The organism is Paenibacillus sp. FSL M8-0334 (assembly GCF_038000405.1).
In the GTDB taxonomy this organism is placed as follows: Bacteria; Bacillota; Bacilli; order Paenibacillales; family Paenibacillaceae; genus Paenibacillus_AQ; species Paenibacillus_AQ campinasensis.
The window spans coordinates 412658-434277 of record NZ_JBBOCH010000002.1; the positions used below are offsets into that span (position 1 = coordinate 412658).

Sequence of the window (21620 nt, forward strand, 5' to 3'; positions counted from 1 at the left end):
AAGCACCTTTCCAGCCGCGAGTAGCGGCGGAGGGGTGCTTTTTGTCGTTGTACTGAAATGCGTAGCGGGAGGAGTCGTAACATGCAGATTGTGTTTATGAATCAAATGTCGAGAACAGACCAGGAGGGCCTGGCGCAATTCGCACAGGTCTGGATTGGGGAGGAGGAAGGCGTGTGGCGCCTTGGTTGGCGGGATATGGAGCTTGACGGCGAGGCAGTGGATGAGGAATGGTATGAAGGCAGTTCGTGGAATGAAATGCTGTACGTTTATCGTCACCGGCTGGCAGTCAAGCTTGGAGATGGCTACAGACCTATGATTGAAGGCGTGTTTCATGAGCCGCAGGAAGTGGCAGGCAAGCAGCAGACGGCCCAGAAGCTGCAGTGCTACAGCGAGCTGTACGGTAACGAGGAGCTGTACACCGAGCTGTGTGCCTGGCGGCGCAAGAAGGCGGCTTCGGGAAGAAAGGCCCCTTATTTCGTCGCGAGCAATCGTGTGTTGAGACTAATCAGCGCCTTCATTCCGCAGACGGAGGAGGAGCTGCTTCAGCTGCCGGGCATTGGTGCCAGCAAGGCATCAGAGCATGGTGCAGAGTGGCTGGAGCTGACGTCCAAGGTGGCGCGCTCGACCGCGTTTCCGCTTGACTGGGTCTATGATGCGCTAAGGGAGGAAGAATATGTAGCCTGGCTGTACAAGCAGAAGGAGGCCAAGTACAAGCAGGAATTGGAGCGATTTCGCACGCGCAGGGTCATGCTGTCCGGCATAGCCGAAGGGGCGTCTCTCATGCAGCTGAAAGAGCGGACCGCCATGTCCCGGCGTGAGCTGCTGGAGCAGCTGGAAGAGCTGGAGAAGGACGGGTATGATACCGATGCCTTGATTCAGCTGGAGCTGAACGCGGTGCCGGAGGAGGAGCAGAAGTCAATTTGGAAAGCCTTCGAGGAGCTGGGCGACACGTTCCTGAAGCCTGTCCTGCAGCGGGTATATGGTCAGGAGGCGGATGGGACAAGCACGACAGAACAGCTGTACGAACGCCTCCGTCTGATCCGGATCCGTTACCGCCGGAGCGCAGGGGGGGCGGACAGTCGAAATTCGGACAGACGAAGAAATGTCGGTTAGACGTGAGGAAAGCCTCATGACTGCTGTGACAAGCGATGAATAAACCTAAAAAACGCTGTCTCTCATCAGCTACTCTAGCTTGTGAGACAGCGTTTTTCATTTCAGATCCAATCCTTTTTACGGAAAAGATAGAACATTAGGAGACCCGCAGATACCATAATCCCGATGACAACATAATAGGAATATTTCCATTCTAGCTCAGGCATATACTCGAAGTTCATTCCGTAAATGCCGGTGATCAGCGTAAGCGGGATGAAGATGGTTGTAATCGCCGTAAAGACACGCATGATTTCGTTCGCGCGGTTGGCGATACTGGACTGGTAGGCTTCCCGAAGGTTGCCCATCAGATCCCGATACGTCTCGAACGTCTCGGAAATTTTGACGGCGTTCTCGTAGATGTCGCTGAAGTACTTTTGCAGCTGATCATCGATGAGCCGAAGATCCTTTTTATTCAGGGTGTTGATCACTTCCTTCTGAGGACCGAGCACCTTCTTCAGCCACAGAATCTCACTGCGAAGACCGATAATCTCATGCAGATGGGCTTTCTTGGTATGCATCAGAATATCTTCTTCCAGCTTCTCGATCCGCGCCTCGATTCGGTCCCCGACGGAGAAGTAGTTGTCGGTCACAAGGTCGATCAGCAGATACAGGAAGCGGTCCGGCGTGCTGACCTCCTCTTCCCATAGAAGAGGTTTCAGTGTGCGAAGTTCGTGGATTTTTTGCTTCGTTACCGTAATGATAAAATGCCGTCCAAGAAAGATGTTAAGCGCCCGCAGAAAGATTTCCTCATCATCAAAGCGAATGCTGTTCACTACAATAAAGTAATGATCTTCATAAATTTCAATCTTCGGCCGCTGTTCCTCTTCGCTCAAGCAGTCCTCGACCGCAAGGTCGTGGAGGGAAAATAGCGGCTGCAGTTCCTCCAGATCGTCCACATCGGCATCCAGCCAATAAAAGCCGCTTTCCGGGGCCGTCAGGGTGGCTCTGATGTCTTCGACAGGTGTAAAAACACCCGCATCAACCAACCGGATTTTCATCTGATATCACTCCATTTCCATTCGTGAAAATTGGCGCATAAAAGCACAAGATATCAGCTTGCCGGGGAAGAACGGGCGAAGAACTTAGGTTTCTCTCATTAAAGCCTTCTATATAAGCGCATGAAAAATAACGCCGCCCTCCGCCGGTGAGCTGATCTTGGTCCTATGCGGTTGTGCTTCCTGGTTATCCAGCTTCTGGCTCGGGTCACCGTCCATCTTCCATGTCACCTCTTTCATCAATGTTGTTGCAGCACTTGTCTAGTATAACGCCGGGTGTACGACCTTTCAAGATGAAATATAGGCCGGATATGACGCTGTTGTACAGGGTATGGAAACCGCGAGGAATATGTGACGATAAAGCTAGAGGTTCTTGACGAAAAAAAATTATTGATTTAAAGTAAATCTAACAACAGTCTTGTGACAATCGAATACAGCGAAATCTTATCAAGAGCAGGTGGAGGGACTAGCCCTATGAAACCCGGCAACCGGCGGCAACATCGCACGGTGCTAATTCTTGCAGGATGCATGGTTTGCGTTTTTGAAAAACGCAGGCATTCTGACAGATGAGAGAGGCGCATAGTTAATACGTATATGATGACCTTTCTCTTCGGAGAAAGGTTTTCTTGCGTTTCAAGGTACTTATCGCTCTTTCTCTTGAAAGCATGAATCGATTCGTCAATTATTTTGAAGGAGTGAGTTCACATGCCGATTAAAATTCCAGATGCGCTGCCAGCTAAAGAAGTGTTGGCTGGAGAAAATATTTTTGTGATGGATGAAAGCCAGGCCTTCCATCAGGACATCCGTCCGCTGCGAATTGCTATCCTGAATCTGATGCCTACCAAGGAAACGACCGAGACGCAGCTGCTTCGGTTAATTGGTAACTCGCCGCTGCAGGTCGATGTGGTGCTGCTCCATCCGAGCTCCCACATTTCCAAAAACACGTCGGCTGAGCATCTCTCCACGTTTTACAAAACGTTCGAGCAGGTCAAAAATCGCCGTTTTGACGGCATGATCATTACTGGCGCTCCGGTGGAGCAGCTGGAGTTCGAGCAGGTGAACTACTGGAATGAGCTGACGGAAATATTTGAGTGGACCAAGACGAATGTGACGTCTACCCTGCACATATGCTGGGCCTCCCAAGCCGGCTTGTATTATCATTATGGAGTTCCGAAATACAGCCTGCCGAAGAAATGCTTTGGCGTATTCGAGCATTCGGTTAACGAGCCCTGTACGAAGCTGCTCCGGGGATTTGATGAGATGTTCCTCGTTCCGCACTCCCGTCATACCGAGGTTCGCCGCGAGGACATTGCCCAGCATGAGGATCTTGTCATTCTGTCGGAATCGGAGGAGGCCGGCGTATATCTGGTAGCTTCCAAGGATGGCAAGCAAATATTTGCTACCGGTCATTCCGAATATGATCCAGACTCGCTGAAATGGGAATATGATCGCGATGTGGCAAAAGGGATGGAGATTGATCTGCCCGTTAATTATTATCCGAACAACGACCCGTCCAGGCAACCACGGTCCGTATGGCGGGCACATGCCAACCTTTTATTCTCGAATTGGTTGAACTATTATGTGTACCAAGAGACACCGTATGACATCGGCCCGCAAATCTAGCGCGCACACCCGAGGAGGAGCAATGATATGGATAAAAAACCGTTGAATATCGAAAGCCGGCTAGCCCAGATCGGTTCGGTTCAGGAGCCGGTAACCGGCGCGATCAATTTCCCGATCTATCAGGCAACGGCCTTCCGCCACCCCAAGCTTGGCCAAAGCACCGGATTTGATTACATCCGCACGAAAAGCCCGACGAGACAAGTGCTGGAGGATGCCTGCGCGGAGCTGGAATCCGGGGATGCCGGATTCGCTTGCAGCTCGGGCATGGCTGCGCTGCAAACCGTATTTGCCCTGTTTGGCAAGGGGGATCATCTGATTGTATCCCTGGATTTGTACGGCGGCACTTATCGGCTGCTGGAGCGGATTATGTCCAAGTTCGGGGTAACGGCAACCTATGTGGATACGAACGATCTGGATGCGCTGGAGCAATCGCGGCAGCCAAATACAAAGGCGGTATTCATCGAGACGCCGACCAACCCGCTTATGATGATTACCGATATTGAAGCGGTTTGCACATGGGCAAGTCGTCACCAGCTGTTGACAATCGTGGACAACACGCTGCTCACGCCTTATTTTCAAAGGCCGATTGAGCTTGGAGCCGATATCGTCGTACATAGCGCGACCAAATATCTGGGCGGTCACAACGATGTGCTGGCAGGCCTGATTGTAACGAAGGGCAAGGAATTGTCCGAGGAGATGGCCTTTCTTCATAATTCGATCGGAGCGGTGCTGAGCCCGTCCGACTCCTATCAGTTAATGAGAGGGATGAAGACGCTGGCCCTCCGAATGGAGCGCCATCAGTCGAATGCGACGGCGGTTGCGACCTTCCTGCAGGGACATCCGGCTGTGGAGGAAGTATTCTATCCCGGTCTGCCGGAACATCCGGGCTACGATATTCAGAGCCGCCAGTCCAGCGGCAATACCGGAATTTTCTCCTTCAAGGTGAAGGATGCCCGCTATGTAGAACCGGTGCTGCGGCATATTCGCCTGATTGCCTTCGCAGAAAGCCTGGGCGGGGTCGAATCGCTCATGACCTATCCGGCCGTACAGACGCATGCGGATATTCCGGTTGAGATTCGGGAAGCGGTTGGCGTAGATGACCGTCTGCTCCGTTTCTCAGTCGGCATCGAATTCGCCGAGGACCTGATTGCTGATCTGGATCAAGCGCTGAACGCAGCGATGGCCGAGGTGGAAGGAGGCGAGCTGCGATGAGTTCGGACCGACATTCAACCGATCCGTTGAAGTTTGAAACGAAGCTGCTTCATTTCGGAGGCGAGATCGATCGCACGACCGGAGCGTCAAGCGTCCCGATCTATCAGGCGTCAACCTTTCATCACGAAGACGTCAATCATCCGCCGGTTCATGATTACAGCCGTTCCGGCAATCCGACCCGGCAAGCGCTGGAAGACTACATTGCGCTGCTGGAAGGCGGCGTGCGCGGGTTCGCGTATTCCTCCGGCATGGCTGCCATATCCAGCAGCTTCATGCTGCTGTCCGCCGGCGATCATATGATTGTTACCGAGGATGTATATGGCGGCACTTACCGGTTGTTGACCACCATCCTGAACCGCATGGGCATCGAGAGCACGTTCGTCGACATGACCGATCTGGAGCAGGTCAAGGCAGCAATCAGGCCAAATACCAAAGCTGTATATATGGAGACACCATCCAATCCAACATTAAAAATAACGGATATCAGCGGCGTGACGAGCTGGGCCAAGGAACACGACCTGCTGACGCTGCTGGACAATACGTTCATGACCCCATACTATCAGCGTCCGATTGAACTGGGTGTCGATATTGTCATTCATAGTGCAACCAAGTTTCTCGGGGGCCACAGCGACGTGCTGGCCGGTCTTGCTGTCGCCAGAACGGAAGAGCTTGCGGCGGAGCTGAAGAAGCTGCAAAACGGGCTCGGGACGGTGCTCGGCGTTCAGGATTCATGGCTGCTTATGCGGGGCATGAAGACGCTCGGGGCGCGAATGGCCCACAGTGAGCAGAGCGCAGCCAAGCTTGCAGCCTGGCTTCAGGGGCGCAGCGATATCGAGCGGGTCTATTATCCGGGCCTGCTGCATCATCCGGGGCGCGAGATTCATGAGAAGCAGTCGACCGGATATGGAGCGGTCGTCTCGTTTGATGTAGGTTCCGGAGAACGGGCGAAGCAGGTGCTGAACCGCGTCAGGCTGCCGCTTGTAGCTGTCAGTCTTGGGGCTGTGGAGAGCATTCTGTCTTATCCGGCGATGATGTCCCATGCGGCAATGGGCGCAGAGGTGCGTCAGGAGAGAGGCATTACGGACGGTCTGCTGCGCTTCTCTGTCGGGCTTGAGGACGTGGATGATTTGATTATGGATCTCAGCGAGGCGCTTAACGGCGCTTGAGCGGATAAACCTGGCAGTGAATGAAGGCAAGTACCCCGGGCAAGAGCGATCGGAAGTCCCCTCATTCCCCGTAGCGGCATCTTTGCTGGAAGTCAAGCACTTATATCTGATATGAGCCTTATATATCTTCTTAAATGTTATGAATTCATGAACAACGGCATCCCGTTTCATTCGGGATGTCGTTTTTGAACCGGGAATGTGGTAGGATGGTGAAGACAAGAGTTTACTTGCCACTGCGAATTTGCTGCAGATAGGAGGCTATCAATATGGGTACGATCGATCGTATCTTGGATAAAGCATTGCGGGGAGAACGCCTTAACCTGGAGGACACCGTAACGCTGTTTGAAAGCGATCAAGTGGAGAAAATAGGCCATGCCGCGAACATCATGACCAAGCGTTTGCATCCTGACCCGATTACAACCTTTGTAATTGGACGGAATATAAACTATACGAATGTGTGCGACGTATACTGCCGCTTTTGCGCATTCTATCGCAGACCTGGCTCTTCTGAGGGCTATGTTCTTCCGGATGAGACCATTTTCCAGAAAATCCAGGAAACCCAGGATGTGAACGGGACGGAAATACTGATGCAGGGCGGCACGAATCCGGATCTGCCATTCAGCTATTACACCGACCTGCTTCGGAACATCAAGAAGCGTTTCCCGAACATTACGATGCATTCCTTCTCGCCTGCCGAGATCATGAAGATGGTGGAGGTATCCGGCTTGCCGCTGGAAGAAGTGGTGCGCGAGCTGCGGGATGCGGGACTGGATTCGCTGCCTGGCGGCGGAGCTGAAATTCTGGACGATCGAATCCGGAAAAAAGTCAGCCGTCTCAAGGGTTCCTGGCGCCAGTGGATGGACGTGATGCAGACCGCCCACAAGCTCGGCATGAACACGACGGCGACGATGGTTATCGGCCTGGGCGAGACGATGGAGGAGCGCGCACTCCACCTTCTGCGCATCCGCGATGCGCAGGATGAATGCATTCAGAACGGATGGGATTCCAAAGGCTTCCTCGCCTTTATACCATTCACGTTCCAGCCGGACAACACCAATTTGAAGCGGGAGCGGGAGACGCCGGAGGCTTATCTGAAGACGGTGGCCATCGGCCGGCTTGCCATTGACAATGTGCCGAATCTTCAATCGTCCTGGGTGACGATGGGGCCGGACATTGGCAAGCTGTCGCTAAGCTACGGTTGTAATGACTTCGGCAGCACGATGATGGAGGAGAACGTTGTATCCTCCGCAGGTGCGGTATACAAGGTCAACATCGAGTCCATTCTTCGTCTGATTCGTGAAGCGGGACATATTCCGGCTCAGCGGAATACCCGGTACGAAATTTTGCGTGTGTTTGAGGATAACAGCACCGTCGAGCGCGATTTTGTGATGCAGAACTAATCTGTGTTTATCCATCATCCGAAGTGTGAGTGATCAAGGCTTCCTTGGTCACTCACACTTTTTTTTGTGGGAACAGTTTCCGCCTCGTATAGCGAAGCACCGCCCCGATCGTCTGGCTGAGCCGGAGTGAACGGGGTGTTTTTTATTGTAAGGCTGATGCGTTGCTTCATAAGGACTTGCTTGTTTTTCCAAGCTGATGTTCCGTATATCCCCCTGCCACTCCCCATATACTGAAAAGGGAACTCGAAAGGAGTGATTCCATGGAACTGTTCAGCATCTCAATCGATACACGGTCGGATCATGAGAAGGAGGCATTTCGCCGTATATTGTCAGACAAGCAGAAGGAGCTACATAAGCGGTGCAAGCAGCTGAAATTTGCTTTCAGCGCTGCAGAAGCCCGGGTCACTTGGACTTGCTCCGGCAAGCTGCCGCTGTCGACCTGGACGCTGTCTGCGGAGGAGCTGCGACGGCTTATCTCCGAGGCGGTTACTGCTTACATTATGGAGGAGAGGGAGCAGGAGCTTGCTGCACGGCTACTGTACTCGGAGTTCGAGTTTGACGATGAAGAGGAGGCAGAACGAATTCTGCAGTGCTATTTCCAGCTGCTGTCCAATGAAGGGGAGGCTGCCCAATATTGGCAAAGCCGCAGACGGAAGCTGGTTGAAGGCATTGACCAGTGTCTGCTTGAGGGGCCTGAGCTCAATTTGAACGGCTTCCTGACGTTTCGCCTCCACACTTATGAGCAAGAGCTGCGCGACTTGGCGGAGTACGCCGTTGATGAGTTTATCCTGGATCAGCAGTATGAGGAGTTTGTGAGTCTGCTGAAGTATTTTGTTTATTTTCAGGAGCCCAAAATGCCGATCGTCCACGTCATCCACAAGGGCGAAGAAGATTTCCTGCTGCTGGATGGCAACTTGAGGCCGATCGAGCGGCCGCAAGAGGACGGACTCATCATTGAGAGGCTGGATCAGGAAATGGAAATCGAAGATATGATCGTCAGCACACTGATTGCGGTTTCCCCGGCCCGAATGATCATTCACACGCGAAATCCTGATTTGCCGGTCATTATGACATTGGCCCAAATTTTTGATAACCGGGCTCAGATATGCTGCAGCTGTCCGGAATGCAGTGTGTTTCTCGGAAGCGGGCGCATGATGACTTGACGTATTCTGGCCAGCAGGATTATAATATCTCATAAATTCACGTAAAAGCTATGACAAAGACATGAGTCAATCGGCTAGATCCGTTCCAGAGAGAGGGAACCCGGCTGAAATTCCCTTCGGTGCGTCATTGATTTACCCCTTTGTAGCTGTGCGGTCGAAATTATGGGATTCATTTTTCGTAAGAGTAGGCTTCACCGGTTCATGACCGTTATTCAATGCTGATGAAGGATCCTTCGGATCGGCCCTGGCGCGGGCCAGTGTGACCGAGGATCGAATTAGGGTGGAACCACGGGTATAACACTCGTCCCTTTGCGGGACGGGTGTTTTTTGTTATGTCCTGCGAGAATGGAACAGGAAACGTGAAATTAAACCAACGTAATGCTTTGAGGAGGAATGTAAGGTGGCTATCAGTATTAAACTGCCAGACGGCTCGGTCCGTGAATATGAGGCAGGCAGCTCGATTGAGGATGTGGCTGCATCCATCAGCAGCGGGCTGAAGAAAAACGCAGTAGCAGGAAAATTAAACGGGGTGCTGGTCGATTTGTCGACGCCGCTTGAGGAAGGTGCCCTCGTAGAAATCGTAACCCAGGATTCGGCTGAAGGGCTTGAAGTGATCCGCCACAGTACAGCTCACTTGCTGGCACAGGCAACGAAGCGCTTGTATGGCGCCAAGGAAGTGAAGCTGGGAGTCGGACCGGTCATCGAGGACGGCTTCTACTATGATATGGATCTTGAAGAGCCGCTGAATCCGGAGGATCTGCAGAAGATTGAGAAGGAAATGGAGCGCATCGTAGGCGAGAACTTGCCAATCGTGCGCAAGGAAGTGAGCCGTGCGGAAGCGCTGCGGATTTTTGGTGAACTGGGGGATCCGTACAAGCTTGAGCTGATCCATGATCTGCCGGAGGACAGTGTCATTACGATTTACGAGCAAGGGGAGTTTTTTGACCTCTGCCGTGGACCGCATGTGCCATCAACCGGAAAAATCAAAGTGTTCAAGCTGATGAATGTGGCCGGAGCTTATTGGCGCGGGGATAGCAAGAACAAAATGCTCCAGCGTGTATACGGGACCGCGTTTGTGAAGAAAGCGCAGCTCGATGAGCATCTGCATCTGCTGGAGGAAGCGAAGAAGCGCGATCACCGCAAGCTGGGCAAGGAACTGCAAATGTTCACGTTCTCCCAGCTCGTAGGACAAGGTCTGCCGATCTGGCTTCCGAACGGGGCGAAGCTCCGCCGCACCCTTGAGCGTTATATCGTGGATCTGGAGGAGCGTCTTGGCTACCAGCACGTGTATACCCCTGTGCTTGGCAACGTGGATCTCTACAAAACATCGGGTCACTGGGATCATTACCAGGAGGATATGTTCCCGGTCATGTCGATGGACAATGAAGATCTCGTGCTTCGTCCGATGAACTGTCCGCACCATATGATGGTGTACAAGAGCGACATGCGGAGCTACCGCGATCTGCCGATCCGGATTGCAGAGCTTGGCATGATGCATCGCTATGAGATGTCCGGCGCATTGACAGGACTTCACCGGGTTCGGGCGATGACGCTGAACGACTCCCACATTTTCTGCCGTCCGGATCAGATCAAGGAAGAGTTTGCACGGGTTATCCAGTTGATTATGACCGTGTACAAGGATTTTGGCATTCAGGACTACCGTTTCCGCCTATCCTACAGAGATCCGCAGGATACCGAGAAATACTTCCCGAACGATGAGATGTGGGAAATGTCCCAGCGCATGCTGCGCGAGGTTGTAGAGGAGCTGGATATGCCGTTCTTCGAGGCGGAAGGCGAGGCTGCTTTCTACGGACCGAAGCTCGATGTGCAGATCAAGACGGCACTTGGCAAAGAAGAGACGCTGTCTACCGTACAGCTCGACTTCCTGCTGCCAGAACGCTTTGAGCTTGAATATGTCGGAGATGATGGTCAGAAGCATCGTCCGGTCGTCATCCATCGCGGCATCCTCGGCACCATGGAGCGATTTGCCGCGTTCTTGCTGGAGAATTTTGCAGGCGCTCTGCCGCTTTGGCTTGCTCCGGTGCAGGTGAAGGTGATTCCGGTGTCTACCGCATTTGAGGATTATGCCAAGGAAGTAGCGGAGAAGCTGCAACTGGCAGGCATCTCGGTTGAGCCGGATCTCCGTAATGAGAAGCTCGGCTATAAGATTCGCGAAGCGCAGCTGGAGAAAATTCCGTATATGTTCATCGTTGGCGAGAATGAGAAGAACGCTGGCGCTGTATCCGTCCGCAAGCGCGGGGAAGGGGATATTGGCGCTCAGCCGCTGGATGATATCATCGCCAAGCTGCGTGAGGAAATCCAGACGCACGCTGTGTAATCCTATGCAAGCGAGAGCTTTCTGTTGTACGGGAACTGTAGACCGCTGCAGATGGTTGCCCCATTACTAGCTCGATCATAGGGTAACATTTCAACCCCTGTCATGTATAAACCGTTGAAGTTGCGGGAACCCTCGCTAGTAAGGGGGAGGTATTCGCAATGAACAAACGAAAAACATGGCAGGGGTTCTTTTTGTGCGGGCTCGTTATCGCTTGGCTGCTCGAACCGCCGGTAACGGCGAATGCAAGTCACTGGCAGCCGGTATTAAGTGATTCCTACAGCGTGTCCCACAGCGAACAGAAATCGAGCGCATTCATTGAAGGCTCAAGTTTTATGGAGATGGCGCATCTCTATGCCCTGAATTTGGTTAGCATCGGAAAAGTTAATAAACATATAACGCTTGCCGAAGACGAGCAGCAGCGCGATGATCACGGCGTCAAAGCAACCAGAAAAGGCGGCCATCCTTCGATGGCAGTACTGGCTCCAAGAGATGATCAGGTGCTGCATACGGTGACAGTGACGGCAACAGGATATACAGCAGGATATGAATCGACTGGTAAAAGACCCGGTCATCCCCAGTATGGCATTACGTATTCCGGGGTGAAGGTGAAGCGAGACCGAAATACGCTGTCCACGATCGCTGCCGATCCATCTGTATTTCCGCTGGGCAGCATTCTGTATATCCCGGGTTACGGGTACGGGATCGTCGCGGACATCGGCTCTGCCATCAAGGGTCGGAAGATCGATCTGTATTTTGCCACAACCGAGCAAGTGTATGAGGAGTGGGGTAAAAAGGATGTCGAGGTGCAGCTCATTCGAAAAGGCAGCGGAAAATGCACCGAAGCGATGTTGAAAAAGTTCGGAGAAGCGATTGAAACGTACCGTTTCCTGCCAAGCTCTGTGCTGGAGGAAGCGATTTGACCCCGGATTCCCGGCAGCCACTGGACTTACTACCCGAGCTCGCATAAGCCCCGCCGGTTCATCACATACTACTGTTCGGGGGCCAAACCCCTGAAGAGGATGATGGTATGAAGATAACCAGGAGGTGAAGACGGTGAAAAAGAATAAAGTTCAGGAAAACTTCAAGACACCGAACGAAAAGTTCAATGCCGAGTTTGCTGAAGATCAAAGCATTGCCAGCAACCCGAAGGGCAAATCGAAGGTTCAAGAGAACTACAAAAAACCAAACGAGAAGTTTGACGCGGAGTTTGGCGAGCTGAACGCGCCAGGCGACCACAAAACAAACCGTTAAGGTTAGTTAGCCGGTGGCAACCCTCGTTTCATGCTTTATACAAAACCCCTGCACTTGGCGGGGGTTTTTCTATATAGAAGACGTGATCCATTATTATCCAGTGCCTCGGTCTGGAGACCGAGTTGATTTTCATCCCGCCGCCGCTATATCGTTCCTTCAGGATGTTGTACACTGTAGTTACCAAAAGAAGTGAAGGCAAGGGGATGTGACCATGAGTAAAAAAGGATGGAGCCAGTTATTCGGCGGCCTGTTCCTGATCGGAATCGGCGTATTGTTTTTTCTAAATCAGCTTGGTTTTATTAATGTAAGCATCGGCTATCTCATATCGACATTCTGGCCGGTCATCTTGATCTGGTTCGGCCTGCAAAGCCTGATCTTTGCATCTGGTGCAGGGGTGCTGTGGGGCGCTTTGGTGCCAATTCTGCTTGGCCTTTATTTTCTGGGACGCAACCTGGGTTATGTATGGTTCTCGTTTGGAGATTTAATCAAATTTGCGATTCCGGTTGCTTTGATTCTGTTCGGCCTGCAGGTCATTCTACAGCCGAGAAATAACCGCCGGCCGCCTGAGCCGCCGCCTGCCCCGGAGCCTGACCGTCGGCAGAGCCCGATTCCGCCAGAGCCGCCGGAGGCCGTTCCACTCGATTCTTCGCTTGATGAGGTGTTCGAACGCAAGTTTGGCAAACCGCAGCAGGAACCGAAACAGGAACATACCGATCATGCGAATCATAGGGATCATACGGCCGCATCCGGAAGAAGGGGCTACCGCTATGACGATACCGATCCGCATTACGGTTATAATGAAGAGGAGGGTCACCGGTACTACGAAGACCGAGAAGACCCCAATAGAAGTGGCGCCAGATGGTCCCATCACGATACAGTGAATAAATCCGCTTTTATCGGGGATGTGCATATGGGCAAGGAATACTTTTCGCTGAAGCCGACCAACATCTCCCAGTTTATCGGGGATACGGTGCTCGACTTGACCAAAGCCCAGATTCCGTACGGCGAAACCCGCATTAACATTTCCGGATTTATCGGAGACGTCAAAGTGTTTGTACCGAATGATTCGGACCTCGGCATCCATGTGTCGACCAGCTCGTTTATCGGCGACATGAAGGTGCTGGATCAGAAGGAAGGAAGCGGATTTATGAGCAGCTCGGGCATCGAGAGCCCGTACTACAGGGAAGCAGGGAAGAGGATCCGCATTCATGTCAGCGTGTTTATCGGCGATATTAAAGTGAACAGGGTAGGGTAACCGGCATGTCGATGATGAGTTTTCTGAAGAATACTAAATGGGTGCTTATGCTGTATTTTCTGCTCATCGGAGCAGGAGTTGCCGTATTCCTGTACGCTGCGGACGAATGGGGATACATTCATATTGAGGACAACCGACTGTGGGTTTATTACTCGGTCGGTATTGTTCTGTTCACAGGCATTGCCGGCTATATCGCCGGACAACGGATTCAGCGTCCGCTGGATTTGCTGCATCTGAACATGCTACAGGTGGCCAAAGGCAATTTGACGGTCAGGCTGCCAGCCGCAGAAGACGGTTCTTTCGCGCGCGTCTATGAGGAATTCAACACCATGACCGAGGCGCTGGAGAAGAAGATGAAGCTGTTGCAGCGCTTGGGCGAGCAGGATGTGATCGAGAAGGAAATCGCCGCTGAAGCTGCAGTTTTGGAGGAACGCCGACGCATGGCAAGAGACTTGCATGATACGGTAAGCCAGCAGCTCTTTGCCATACACATGTCCGCTTCTTCATTACCAGCTGTACTCAAGAAAAATCCGGAGCATGGGGAGAAGGTGCTCTCCCAGTTAATCGAAATGTCCCATATTGCCCAGAAGCAGATGCGCGCGCTCATTGCACAGCTTCGCCCGGTAGAGCTGGAGGGTCGGACACTCGAGGAGGCGCTGGAGCGCTGGTTCCCGGATTATTGCCGGCAGAACAGTCTCAAGGGCGTGAAGGATGTTGAGGTTTACGGCGGAGTGTCCGAGGCCATCGAGCATCAGCTGTTCCTGATCATTCAGGAGGCGGTGGCCAACATTGTCAAGCACGCGGGCGCGTCCATGGTCAGCATGTCGCTGCGCGAGGAAGAGAAGCGCGTTGTGCTCAGCATCAGTGATGATGGCTGCGGGTTTGACGATTTAACGCAGAAACAGGGCTCCTACGGGCTGTCCACGATGCGGGAGCGGGCAGAGAAGCTGGGGGGACAGGTGGATATTATAAGCCGGCAGGGGGCCGGCACCACCGTGCGCGTGAACATTCCGCTGTTCGGAGAAGAGAACGGCTCCGGGGGACCGTCCGATGAGCATGACGATCTTGAGGAGGAAGCCGCTGTGCCGGTGAAGTAAACAAGGGGGAAATGATATGGATACCATTAAGATCATGCTGGCCGATGACCACGATATGGTGCGGATGGGCCTGAAAACTTATTTATCGCTGGACCCCGGCTTCGAAGTCATTGACGAGGCTGCCAACGGACTCGAGGTGCTGGAGAAGCTGAGAAAAGCCCCGGATGCCCGGCCGGATCTGATTCTGATGGACTTGATGATGCCGGTCATGAACGGGGCAGAGACGACCAAGGCGGTGATGTCGGAGTTTCCGGATCAGAAAATCGTCATTCTGACAAGCTTTCTGGAAGATGAGCTGGTTGTTGACTGCGTCGAGGCCGGAGCGGTAAGTTATGTGCTGAAGACCGTTTCCGCCGATGAGCTGATCTATGCGCTCCAGGGAGCCTATCGCGGCATGCCGGTGATGACCAAGGACGTGTCCGATGCGCTTACGCGCGGAATTCGCCGTCATATGGTCGATGAGGATCAGTCCGGTTTGACCGAGCGGGAGAAGGAAGTGCTGCTGCTGATAGCGGAAGGAAAAAGCAATAAAGAGATCGGCGAGGAGCTCCATATCAGCATCAAAACGGTGAAAACTCATGTCAGCAACCTGCTGATGAAATGCGAGCTGGAGGACAGAACCCAGCTGGCGATATACGCCCACCGAAAAGGCTGGGTGAAAACGCAATAAACGCTGTTTTAGCCGGGGAGAGCCGTCTTTTTATCTGCCTTTTAATTGTTTTTAAGGTACTATTAAGGTTTATAGTACACAATAGAAACAGTTAGTCATGTAGCACTTGGAATCAAGTGATTTAACATAGGAGGTAAAGACACTTATGGACGATCAGAGAAAACGCTTCGGATACCCCGACGAAGAACCTGAACAGAAACAGAAACAAGAGGAGTCTTCTTCCTCGAATGAATCATCCTACTATTATTCGTACGGACCGTTCCGGTCTATTTCAAACGATAACGATTCAGAGGGGCGGGATGGTTATCGGCAGATGGAGCCCCAGCAGGTGGAGGTGACGGCTCCGGAGCCTGTGAAGCCGGTTCCGACAGGACTGACGCGCCAGTCTTCCGGCGGAGGAGGACAGGGCGGAGGCCTGCCGGATAACGCGAATCGCAACCGGAACTGGAACTATAGTTCCAAGCCGAGAAGCTCCTTCAAATCGTTATTTCTATCCTTCATGGCCGGGGTGCTCGTCATTTCAGGCCTGATGTTTGCTGCGGACCGGACGAACATGTTTACGCCGGAGGCCGCCTTGTCGTCTGGTGGCGATGCACCGGTGACCGAGTCCCAGCCGACCAATAGCGGCGGGGCGACGCCGGCCGCCGTGTCGATCCCGACGAATGCGAATGACGTATCGAGCGTCGTGGATCAAGCCAGCCCGTCGGTTGTGCTGATCAATACCTTTGTCAAGAGCAGCAACGCCCGCAGCGCGCACCCGTACGGGAATGACCCGTTCTGGTACTTTTTCGGCGGCGGTCGAAGCGGCAGCGAAGGCAGCGAGAACGAGGGGAGCGGAAACGACGAATCCCTCCGGGCGCAGGGCATTGGCTCCGGCTTCATCTTTGACAAGGAGGGCTACATTCTGACGAATGAGCATGTTATCCATGGCGCGGACGTGATCCAGGTTACGCTCCAAGGAAACAAGAAGCCTTATGAAGCGAAGCTGCTTGGGTCCAGCTATGAGCTTGACCTGGCGGTGCTGAAGATCGAAGGAGACGAGGATTTCCCGACGGTGGCACTTGGGGATTCGGAGGCATTGAAAGTGGGTGAGTGGCTGGTTGCCATCGGGAACCCGCAAGGATTTGACCATACGGTCACAGCCGGGGTGCTCAGCTCCAAGGAGCGCAGCATCGAAATTCCAGGAAATAACAATGAAGCGGACCGTAACTACAAAAATCTGCTGCAAACCGATGCGTCCATCAACCCGGGGAACTCGGGCGGCCCGCTGCTTAACCTGAAGGGTGAAGTTATCGGAATGAACGTAGCTGTCAGCTCCCAGGCACAGGGCATCGGGTTTGCGATTCCTTCCAGCACGATCAAGGAAGCGGTCGACTATCTGAAGAACGGCCAGGATGTGCCGAAGGATCCGGTTCCGTTCATTGGCGCAGAACTGGGCACCGTGACCTCCCAAATTGCCCAGCAGCTTGGGACCGATGTGACGGAAGGATCTTATGTGAACAGCGTCGTCTTCGGTTCGCCGGCATATCAGGCGGATCTGAGACAGTACGATATCATTGTGGGGGTTGACGGACAGAATTATCCGACCCACCTGGATCTGATCGAATTCATCCAGAGCAAAAATGTCGGTGATGATATTACACTGAATGTCATTCGCAATGGCAAGCAGATCGATCTGCCGCTCACGATCGGTGATCGGAACGAATTTGAACAATCCCAGCAGCGGCGTTAACGCCATACATGAAGGGACGAACAAGCGGAAGGGAAGAAGCCTTCCGCTTGTCTTGCATTAAACCGGACCGATATAATGGGGTTGGAATAAGTAAGCAACAGATGCTGATTCATAGATAGAGGAGATGCCGTGATGCGATCCCGAATATTAATAGTAGATGATGATGACAAAATTATATCAATGCTGCGCAGAGGGCTTGCGTTCGAGGGTTATGATGTCATGACTGCCTCCAATGGTGCAGAGGGCCTCAAAATGATCCTCGCCGAGGAGCCCGATGCGGTCATTCTGGATGTGATGATGCCGCAGGTGGACGGCTTTGAGGCGCTCAGGAGGCTGCGCGAAGGCGGAAGCACCGTGCCTGTCCTGATGCTGACCGCCAAGGATGAGGTGGAGAATCGGGTAAAGGGGCTCGATATCGGGGCGGATGATTATCTTGTGAAGCCGTTTGCGCTCGAAGAGCTTTTGGCCCGCGTCAGAGCTTTGCTGCGCCGGAAACCGAGCGACGATTCCTCCAGCCAGCGTCTTACCTTCGAGGATCTTGTCTTGGACACGGATTCAAGAGAGGTGCTGCGCGGCGGACGGCGGCTTGAACTGACGGCGAAGGAATTCGAGCTGCTCCATCTATTTATGCAAAATCCAAGGCGCGTGCTGTCACGCGATACGATTATGGATAAAATCTGGGGATATGATTACAGCGGGGAATCCAACGTGCTTGAGGTTTATATTGCCATGCTTCGCCAGAAGACGGAGGAGAACGGGGGCAAAAGGCTGATCCAGACGATTCGCGGAGCAGGGTATATTTTAAGAGGAGACAGCTAGCATGTCGATACGGTTGCGGCTTACAGCATGGTATACAAGCATTCTATTCGTGACGCTGGTCATATTCAGCACGGCGATTTATACTTTTGTGAATCTGTACACGTACAGTGAACTCGAGCAGCGCATCCGGCAGCAGGCCAAAAGAGTGAGCTTTGGTCAAGGCATCATTGAGGTGCTGCCGAACCGCTCCTCGGAAATTCGGCTGGAGGATATGGACTTGTATGTCCAGACGTTCACGATTCGCAATAACTCGACCTGGCGATCGGATAATATGAAATTCAGCGGGTTGATGTTTGAAGTGCCAGGTGTGGAGAAAGCGGCGACCGAGGCATTTTTCTCCAAAGTCAGCCTCGGGGGCAACCCGTTCCTGGTCTACAGTCACCCCGTGATTGAGCAATACACGGGCAGCCTGGCCGGATGGCTCCAGATTGGTGCAAGCACAAGGCAAATTGAGGATACGCTCAAGCAGCTTCAGACCATCCTGATCATGGGATCGGCGGCTACGCTGGTCATTGCTTCTTCCTTCGGGCTGTTCCTGGCCCGCAAGTCGATCAGCCCGATCGGCAAGGTGACGGAAGCGGCCGAGCGCATCCAGAAGGGGACGGACTTGAGCCTGCGGATTGAGTATGATGGGCCGCCGGATGAAATCGGACAACTGATCGGGACATTTAACGGGATGTTGTCCCGGACCGAAGGCTTTTACAAAGAACTGGAGGACGCGTATGCGGCGCAGCGGCGCTTTGTCTCCGATGCTTCGCATGAGCTGAGAACACCGCTGACGACCATTCGCGGCAATGTCGATCTGCTGCATAAAATATGGACTTCCCCGCCCGAGGATCGGCCGGATCTGGATGAAGAGGCGCTGAAGCAAATATCGATGGAGGCGATCGGGGATATTGCCGATGAGGCGAGACGGATGAGCCGGCTGGTGAACGATATGCTGTCTCTGGCCCGGGCGGATACCGGAAAGACGTTTGAGAAATCGGCCATACCGCTTCGGCCGTTGCTTGAAGAGGTCGCCCGGAGAGCGCAATTTTTGAAAAGAACCGCGGCCTGGAAGGTCGGGGATTTCATGATGCTAGGCAGTATCTACATCAATGGTAACAAAGATTATTTGCAGCAAATGCTGTTCATTTTCATCGAGAATGCGTTCAAATATACGCCGGAGGGCGTGGTGTCGCTCGATGCTGTGCTGTACAAGGGACAGGTCGGCATCCGGATTGCGGACACCGGCATCGGCATGGATAAAGACGAGGTGCCGCATATCTTCGACCGCTTCTATCGGGCGGACCAATCCCGGGGAGTAACCGAAGGTACCGGCCTTGGACTGTCCATTGCCAAATGGATTATTGATGTCCATGAAGGCTCTGTGGAAGTGGTGACGAAGCGGGGCGAAGGCAGCACGTTTATTATATGGCTTCCGCTCGTTTTTGCTCCTCCTCTTGAATAGAGGTATAATGAACAGGTACAGCGGTAATTTTCGTGGGAAGCAGGTGAGGATCAGTGGAAGTGATTAAAATATCGCCGAGAGGATACTGCTACGGTGTTGTGGATGCGATGGTGCTGGCACGGCAAGCGGCGCAGAATCTCGATCTTCCTCGGCCTATCTATATACTGGGCATGATTGTCCATAACAGTCATGTGACAAAATCCTTTGAGGATGAAGGCATTATTACGCTCGACGGGCCCAACCGTGTGGAGATTCTAAACCAGGTGGAGAGCGGAACCGTCATTTTTACGGCGCACGGGGTATCCCCGGAGGTTCGGAAGCTGGCTCGCGACAAAGGTCTGACAACCTTGGACGCCACCTGTCCGGATGTGACCAAAACACATGACCTGATTCGTGAAAAGGCGGCCGACGGCTATGAGATTATCTACATTGGGAAGAAAGGCCATCCCGAGCCGGAGGGAGCCATCGGCATTGCACCGGAGCATGTTCATCTGATCGAGACGGAGGATGAGATCGACCAGCTTGACATCCCTTCATCGAGAATCATTATCACGAACCAGACGACGATGAGCCAGTGGGATATTAAGCATATTATGAGCAAGCTGCTCGCAAGGTTTCCCGGCGCGGAGATTCATAATGAGATCTGCCTGGCAACCCAGGTGCGTCAGGAGGCGGTTGCAGAGCAGGCAGGTCAGGCCGATCTGGTCATTGTCGTCGGGGATCCGCGCAGCAACAACTCGAACCGTCTCGCACAGGTGTCTGAAGAGATTGCAGGTGTGACGGCATACCGGATCGGAGATGTGTCAGAGCTGAAGCGGGAATGGCTGGAAGGCGTGAACAAGGTGGCGGTCACGTCGGGCGCATCCACGCCGACGCCGATTACGAAAGAGGTTATTGCCTATCTGGAGCAGTATGAACATGACCGTCCGGAGACTTGGGAGATCAAGCGGACGATCAATATGAGCAAGCTGCTGCCGCCGGTTCGGACGAAGAGCAAGGCGTAGTGGAACTGCACCCCCTTGTTAGACACCGTCTAACGTTGGAGGTGCAGTTTTTTATGTTTTTCATCCTAGGTTACAGGAATCAGGCGCAAGCGCCGTGGCGCTTGACCGGGGTGAATCGGTGGCAAGGGACGGCCCCCCCTGTGTGATTCTTGCTGCGTGACATTAACTTCTCACTCGATGTAAGCGTTTTATTTTTGGATTGATAAGTATCATTTTTCGTTGATTAGGCAAATAGTCATACCCGCGCCCTTCGATTACAATTTGATTCATAGACAAACTGTACGATAGGGGCACAAGCGGGAGGGAAGATTATGGCACAGATCTCAATGGAGCAGAAACCTGTTCCCAAACGGAAGAAAGATAACCTCGCGGTTCGTTTTGCGAAGCAGTGGGACATTCAGCTGATGGTTCTTCCGGCACTGGCATTGATTTTTGTATTTAGTTACATCCCAATGTACGGCATCCTGATGGCTTTCCAGGATTATAACATTTTCAAAGGTATGGCAGAGAGTCCATGGGCAGGCCTGAAGCATTTCCGAATGTTCTTCGAGGCTCCCGAGTTTGCGAACGTCATGCGCAACACCATCGTCATCAGTCTCCTCAAGTTTTTCATCGGCTTTCCGGCGCCCATCCTGTTGGCGCTGATGCTGAATGAGGTCAGACATATGTTCTTCAAGCGGATGGTACAGACAGTCAGCTACTTGCCGCACTTTCTGTCCTGGGTTATCGTGTCGGGTTTTGTGATCTCCATGCTCTCGACCGACAATGGAAGCGTGAACATTCTGCTGACGAATCTGAATCTGGTGGAGGAGCCAATCAATTTCCTCTCAATTCCGGAGTACTTCTGGGCGATTCTCGTAACGACAGGAGTATGGAAGGAGATCGGATTCTCGTCGATCGTATATTTGGCCGCTGTGGCGGGCGTTGACCCGCATATGTACGAAGCGGCAGATATGGATGGCGCGAGCAAGTTCCGGCAAATCTTCACCATTACACTTCCATCGATCATGCCGGTTGTTATCATTTTCATGATTCTGTCGATCGGCAATCTGCTGAGTGCAGGCTTTGAGGATATTTTGCTCCTGGCGAAGAACCCGGTGCTGAGAGAGGTTTCCGACGTCATTGATACGTATGTCTACCGAATCGGTATCGAAAATTCTCGTTTCTCATACGCAACGGCTGTAGGCTTGTTCAAAGCAGTGATCAGCGTCATGCTGCTGACGATAGCGAACTTGATCGCACGCCGGTCAGGAAACAGTCTATGGTAATCAAACATCCTGAGGAAGGGAGCGG

18 protein-coding genes and 1 riboswitch are annotated in these 21620 nt (G+C 52.9%); of the genes, 17 read left to right on the forward strand and 1 reads right to left on the reverse strand.

Annotated elements, in window-relative coordinates; all coding sequences use genetic code 11:
* The first annotated feature begins 81 nt into the window (after positions 1 to 81).
* The gene (locus tag MKX64_RS16075; RefSeq protein WP_341036612.1) at positions 82 to 1113 is read left to right on the forward strand and encodes an HRDC domain-containing protein; all 1032 of its coding nucleotides are present in this window, start codon (positions 82 to 84) and stop codon (positions 1111 to 1113) included.
* A gap of 101 nt (positions 1114 to 1214) precedes the next feature.
* On the opposite strand, the gene corA is transcribed toward MKX64_RS16075, so the two are convergent.
* Positions 1215 to 2150 (reverse strand): magnesium/cobalt transporter CorA, encoded by a 936-nt coding sequence (corA, locus tag MKX64_RS16080; protein ID WP_095266343.1) that lies wholly within the window; start codon positions 2148 to 2150, stop codon positions 1215 to 1217.
* A 438-nt stretch (positions 2151 to 2588) separates the two neighbouring features.
* Positions 2589 to 2720, forward strand: a riboswitch (SAM riboswitch).
* 132 nt (positions 2721 to 2852) lie between these two features.
* Here corA and metA point away from each other — a divergent pair.
* From metA to MKX64_RS16160, 16 genes are all read left to right on the forward strand, one after another.
* Complete coding sequence (gene metA, locus MKX64_RS16085) at positions 2853 to 3770, forward strand: homoserine O-acetyltransferase MetA (RefSeq protein ID WP_341036614.1); 918 nt, start codon at positions 2853 to 2855, stop codon at positions 3768 to 3770.
* 27 nt (positions 3771 to 3797) lie between these two features.
* Positions 3798 to 4982, forward strand: coding sequence for a PLP-dependent transferase (locus tag MKX64_RS16090; RefSeq protein ID WP_095266345.1), 1185 nt, complete (start codon positions 3798 to 3800; stop codon positions 4980 to 4982).
* On the forward strand, positions 4979 to 6148 hold the full coding sequence (locus MKX64_RS16095; protein ID WP_095266346.1) for an aminotransferase class V-fold PLP-dependent enzyme: 1170 nt from the start codon (positions 4979 to 4981) through the stop codon (positions 6146 to 6148). Before MKX64_RS16090 ends, MKX64_RS16095 begins: the two co-directional genes overlap by 4 nt.
* 266 nt (positions 6149 to 6414) lie before the next feature.
* Positions 6415 to 7548: a cyclic dehypoxanthinyl futalosine synthase gene (gene mqnC, locus MKX64_RS16100; RefSeq protein ID WP_095266347.1), complete on the forward strand. Its 1134-nt coding sequence runs from the start codon at positions 6415 to 6417 to the stop codon at positions 7546 to 7548.
* A 260-nt stretch (positions 7549 to 7808) separates the two neighbouring features.
* Positions 7809 to 8711, forward strand: coding sequence for a putative sporulation protein YtxC (locus MKX64_RS16105; RefSeq protein WP_095266348.1), 903 nt, complete (start codon positions 7809 to 7811; stop codon positions 8709 to 8711).
* Positions 8712 to 9111: 400 nt separating this feature from the next.
* Positions 9112 to 11049 carry a threonine--tRNA ligase gene (gene thrS / locus MKX64_RS16110; RefSeq protein WP_330163962.1) on the forward strand — a complete coding sequence of 646 codons (1938 nt, stop codon included), beginning with the start codon at positions 9112 to 9114 and terminating at the stop codon, positions 11047 to 11049.
* A 314-nt stretch (positions 11050 to 11363) separates the two neighbouring features.
* Positions 11364 to 11969 carry a 3D domain-containing protein gene (locus MKX64_RS16115; protein WP_413773601.1) on the forward strand — a complete coding sequence of 202 codons (606 nt, stop codon included), beginning with the start codon at positions 11364 to 11366 and terminating at the stop codon, positions 11967 to 11969.
* Positions 11970 to 12102: 133 nt separating this feature from the next.
* A complete protein-coding gene (locus MKX64_RS16120; RefSeq protein ID WP_095266351.1) occupies positions 12103 to 12300 on the forward strand; it encodes a hypothetical protein in 198 nt (65 codons plus the stop codon).
* A 205-nt stretch (positions 12301 to 12505) separates the two neighbouring features.
* On the forward strand, positions 12506 to 13555 hold the full coding sequence (liaF, locus tag MKX64_RS16125; RefSeq protein WP_445670841.1) for a cell wall-active antibiotics response protein LiaF: 1050 nt from the start codon (positions 12506 to 12508) through the stop codon (positions 13553 to 13555).
* A gap of 11 nt (positions 13556 to 13566) precedes the next feature.
* Positions 13567 to 14652 (forward strand): sensor histidine kinase, encoded by a 1086-nt coding sequence (locus MKX64_RS16130; RefSeq protein WP_155617919.1) that lies wholly within the window; start codon positions 13567 to 13569, stop codon positions 14650 to 14652.
* 16 nt (positions 14653 to 14668) lie between these two features.
* Entirely contained in the window at positions 14669 to 15322 is a 654-nt protein-coding gene (locus MKX64_RS16135; protein WP_155617889.1) for a response regulator, read from the forward strand.
* A gap of 145 nt (positions 15323 to 15467) precedes the next feature.
* Positions 15468 to 17054 (forward strand): S1C family serine protease, encoded by a 1587-nt coding sequence (locus MKX64_RS16140; RefSeq protein WP_341036619.1) that lies wholly within the window; start codon positions 15468 to 15470, stop codon positions 17052 to 17054.
* 132 nt (positions 17055 to 17186) lie between these two features.
* Positions 17187 to 17873: a response regulator transcription factor gene (locus MKX64_RS16145; protein WP_095266355.1), complete on the forward strand. Its 687-nt coding sequence runs from the start codon at positions 17187 to 17189 to the stop codon at positions 17871 to 17873.
* 1 nt (position 17874) lies between these two features.
* Positions 17875 to 19323: a sensor histidine kinase gene (locus tag MKX64_RS16150; RefSeq protein ID WP_095266356.1), complete on the forward strand. Its 1449-nt coding sequence runs from the start codon at positions 17875 to 17877 to the stop codon at positions 19321 to 19323.
* Positions 19324 to 19376: 53 nt separating this feature from the next.
* A complete protein-coding gene (locus MKX64_RS16155) occupies positions 19377 to 20327 on the forward strand; it encodes a 4-hydroxy-3-methylbut-2-enyl diphosphate reductase (protein WP_095398933.1) in 951 nt (316 codons plus the stop codon).
* 311 nt (positions 20328 to 20638) lie between these two features.
* On the forward strand, positions 20639 to 21595 hold the full coding sequence (locus tag MKX64_RS16160) for an ABC transporter permease (RefSeq protein ID WP_095266358.1): 957 nt from the start codon (positions 20639 to 20641) through the stop codon (positions 21593 to 21595).
* The last annotated feature ends 25 nt before the right edge of the window (positions 21596 to 21620 follow it).

Bases quoted from the DNA above. Each gene is read 5' to 3' on its own strand.
- MKX64_RS16105 (WP_095266348.1), top strand. From the start codon at position 7,809: ATGGAACTGTTCAGCATCTCAATCGATACACGGTCGGATCATGAGAAG.
- MKX64_RS16140 (WP_341036619.1), top strand. From the start codon at position 15,468: ATGGACGATCAGAGAAAACGCTTCGGATACCCCGACGAAGAACCTGAA.
- corA (WP_095266343.1), bottom strand. From the start codon at position 2,150: ATGAAAATCCGGTTGGTTGATGCGGGTGTTTTTACACCTGTCGAAGAC.
- metA (WP_341036614.1), top strand. From the start codon at position 2,853: ATGCCGATTAAAATTCCAGATGCGCTGCCAGCTAAAGAAGTGTTGGCT.
- MKX64_RS16145 (WP_095266355.1), top strand. From the start codon at position 17,187: ATGCGATCCCGAATATTAATAGTAGATGATGATGACAAAATTATATCA.
- MKX64_RS16130 (WP_155617919.1), top strand. From the start codon at position 13,567: ATGATGAGTTTTCTGAAGAATACTAAATGGGTGCTTATGCTGTATTTT.
- MKX64_RS16095 (WP_095266346.1), top strand. From the start codon at position 4,979: ATGAGTTCGGACCGACATTCAACCGATCCGTTGAAGTTTGAAACGAAG.
- MKX64_RS16075 (WP_341036612.1), top strand. From the start codon at position 82: ATGCAGATTGTGTTTATGAATCAAATGTCGAGAACAGACCAGGAGGGC.
- MKX64_RS16160 (WP_095266358.1), top strand. From the start codon at position 20,639: ATGGCACAGATCTCAATGGAGCAGAAACCTGTTCCCAAACGGAAGAAA.
- MKX64_RS16090 (WP_095266345.1), top strand. From the start codon at position 3,798: ATGGATAAAAAACCGTTGAATATCGAAAGCCGGCTAGCCCAGATCGGT.
- MKX64_RS16135 (WP_155617889.1), top strand. From the start codon at position 14,669: ATGGATACCATTAAGATCATGCTGGCCGATGACCACGATATGGTGCGG.
- mqnC (WP_095266347.1), top strand. From the start codon at position 6,415: ATGGGTACGATCGATCGTATCTTGGATAAAGCATTGCGGGGAGAACGC.
- MKX64_RS16150 (WP_095266356.1), top strand. From the start codon at position 17,875: ATGTCGATACGGTTGCGGCTTACAGCATGGTATACAAGCATTCTATTC.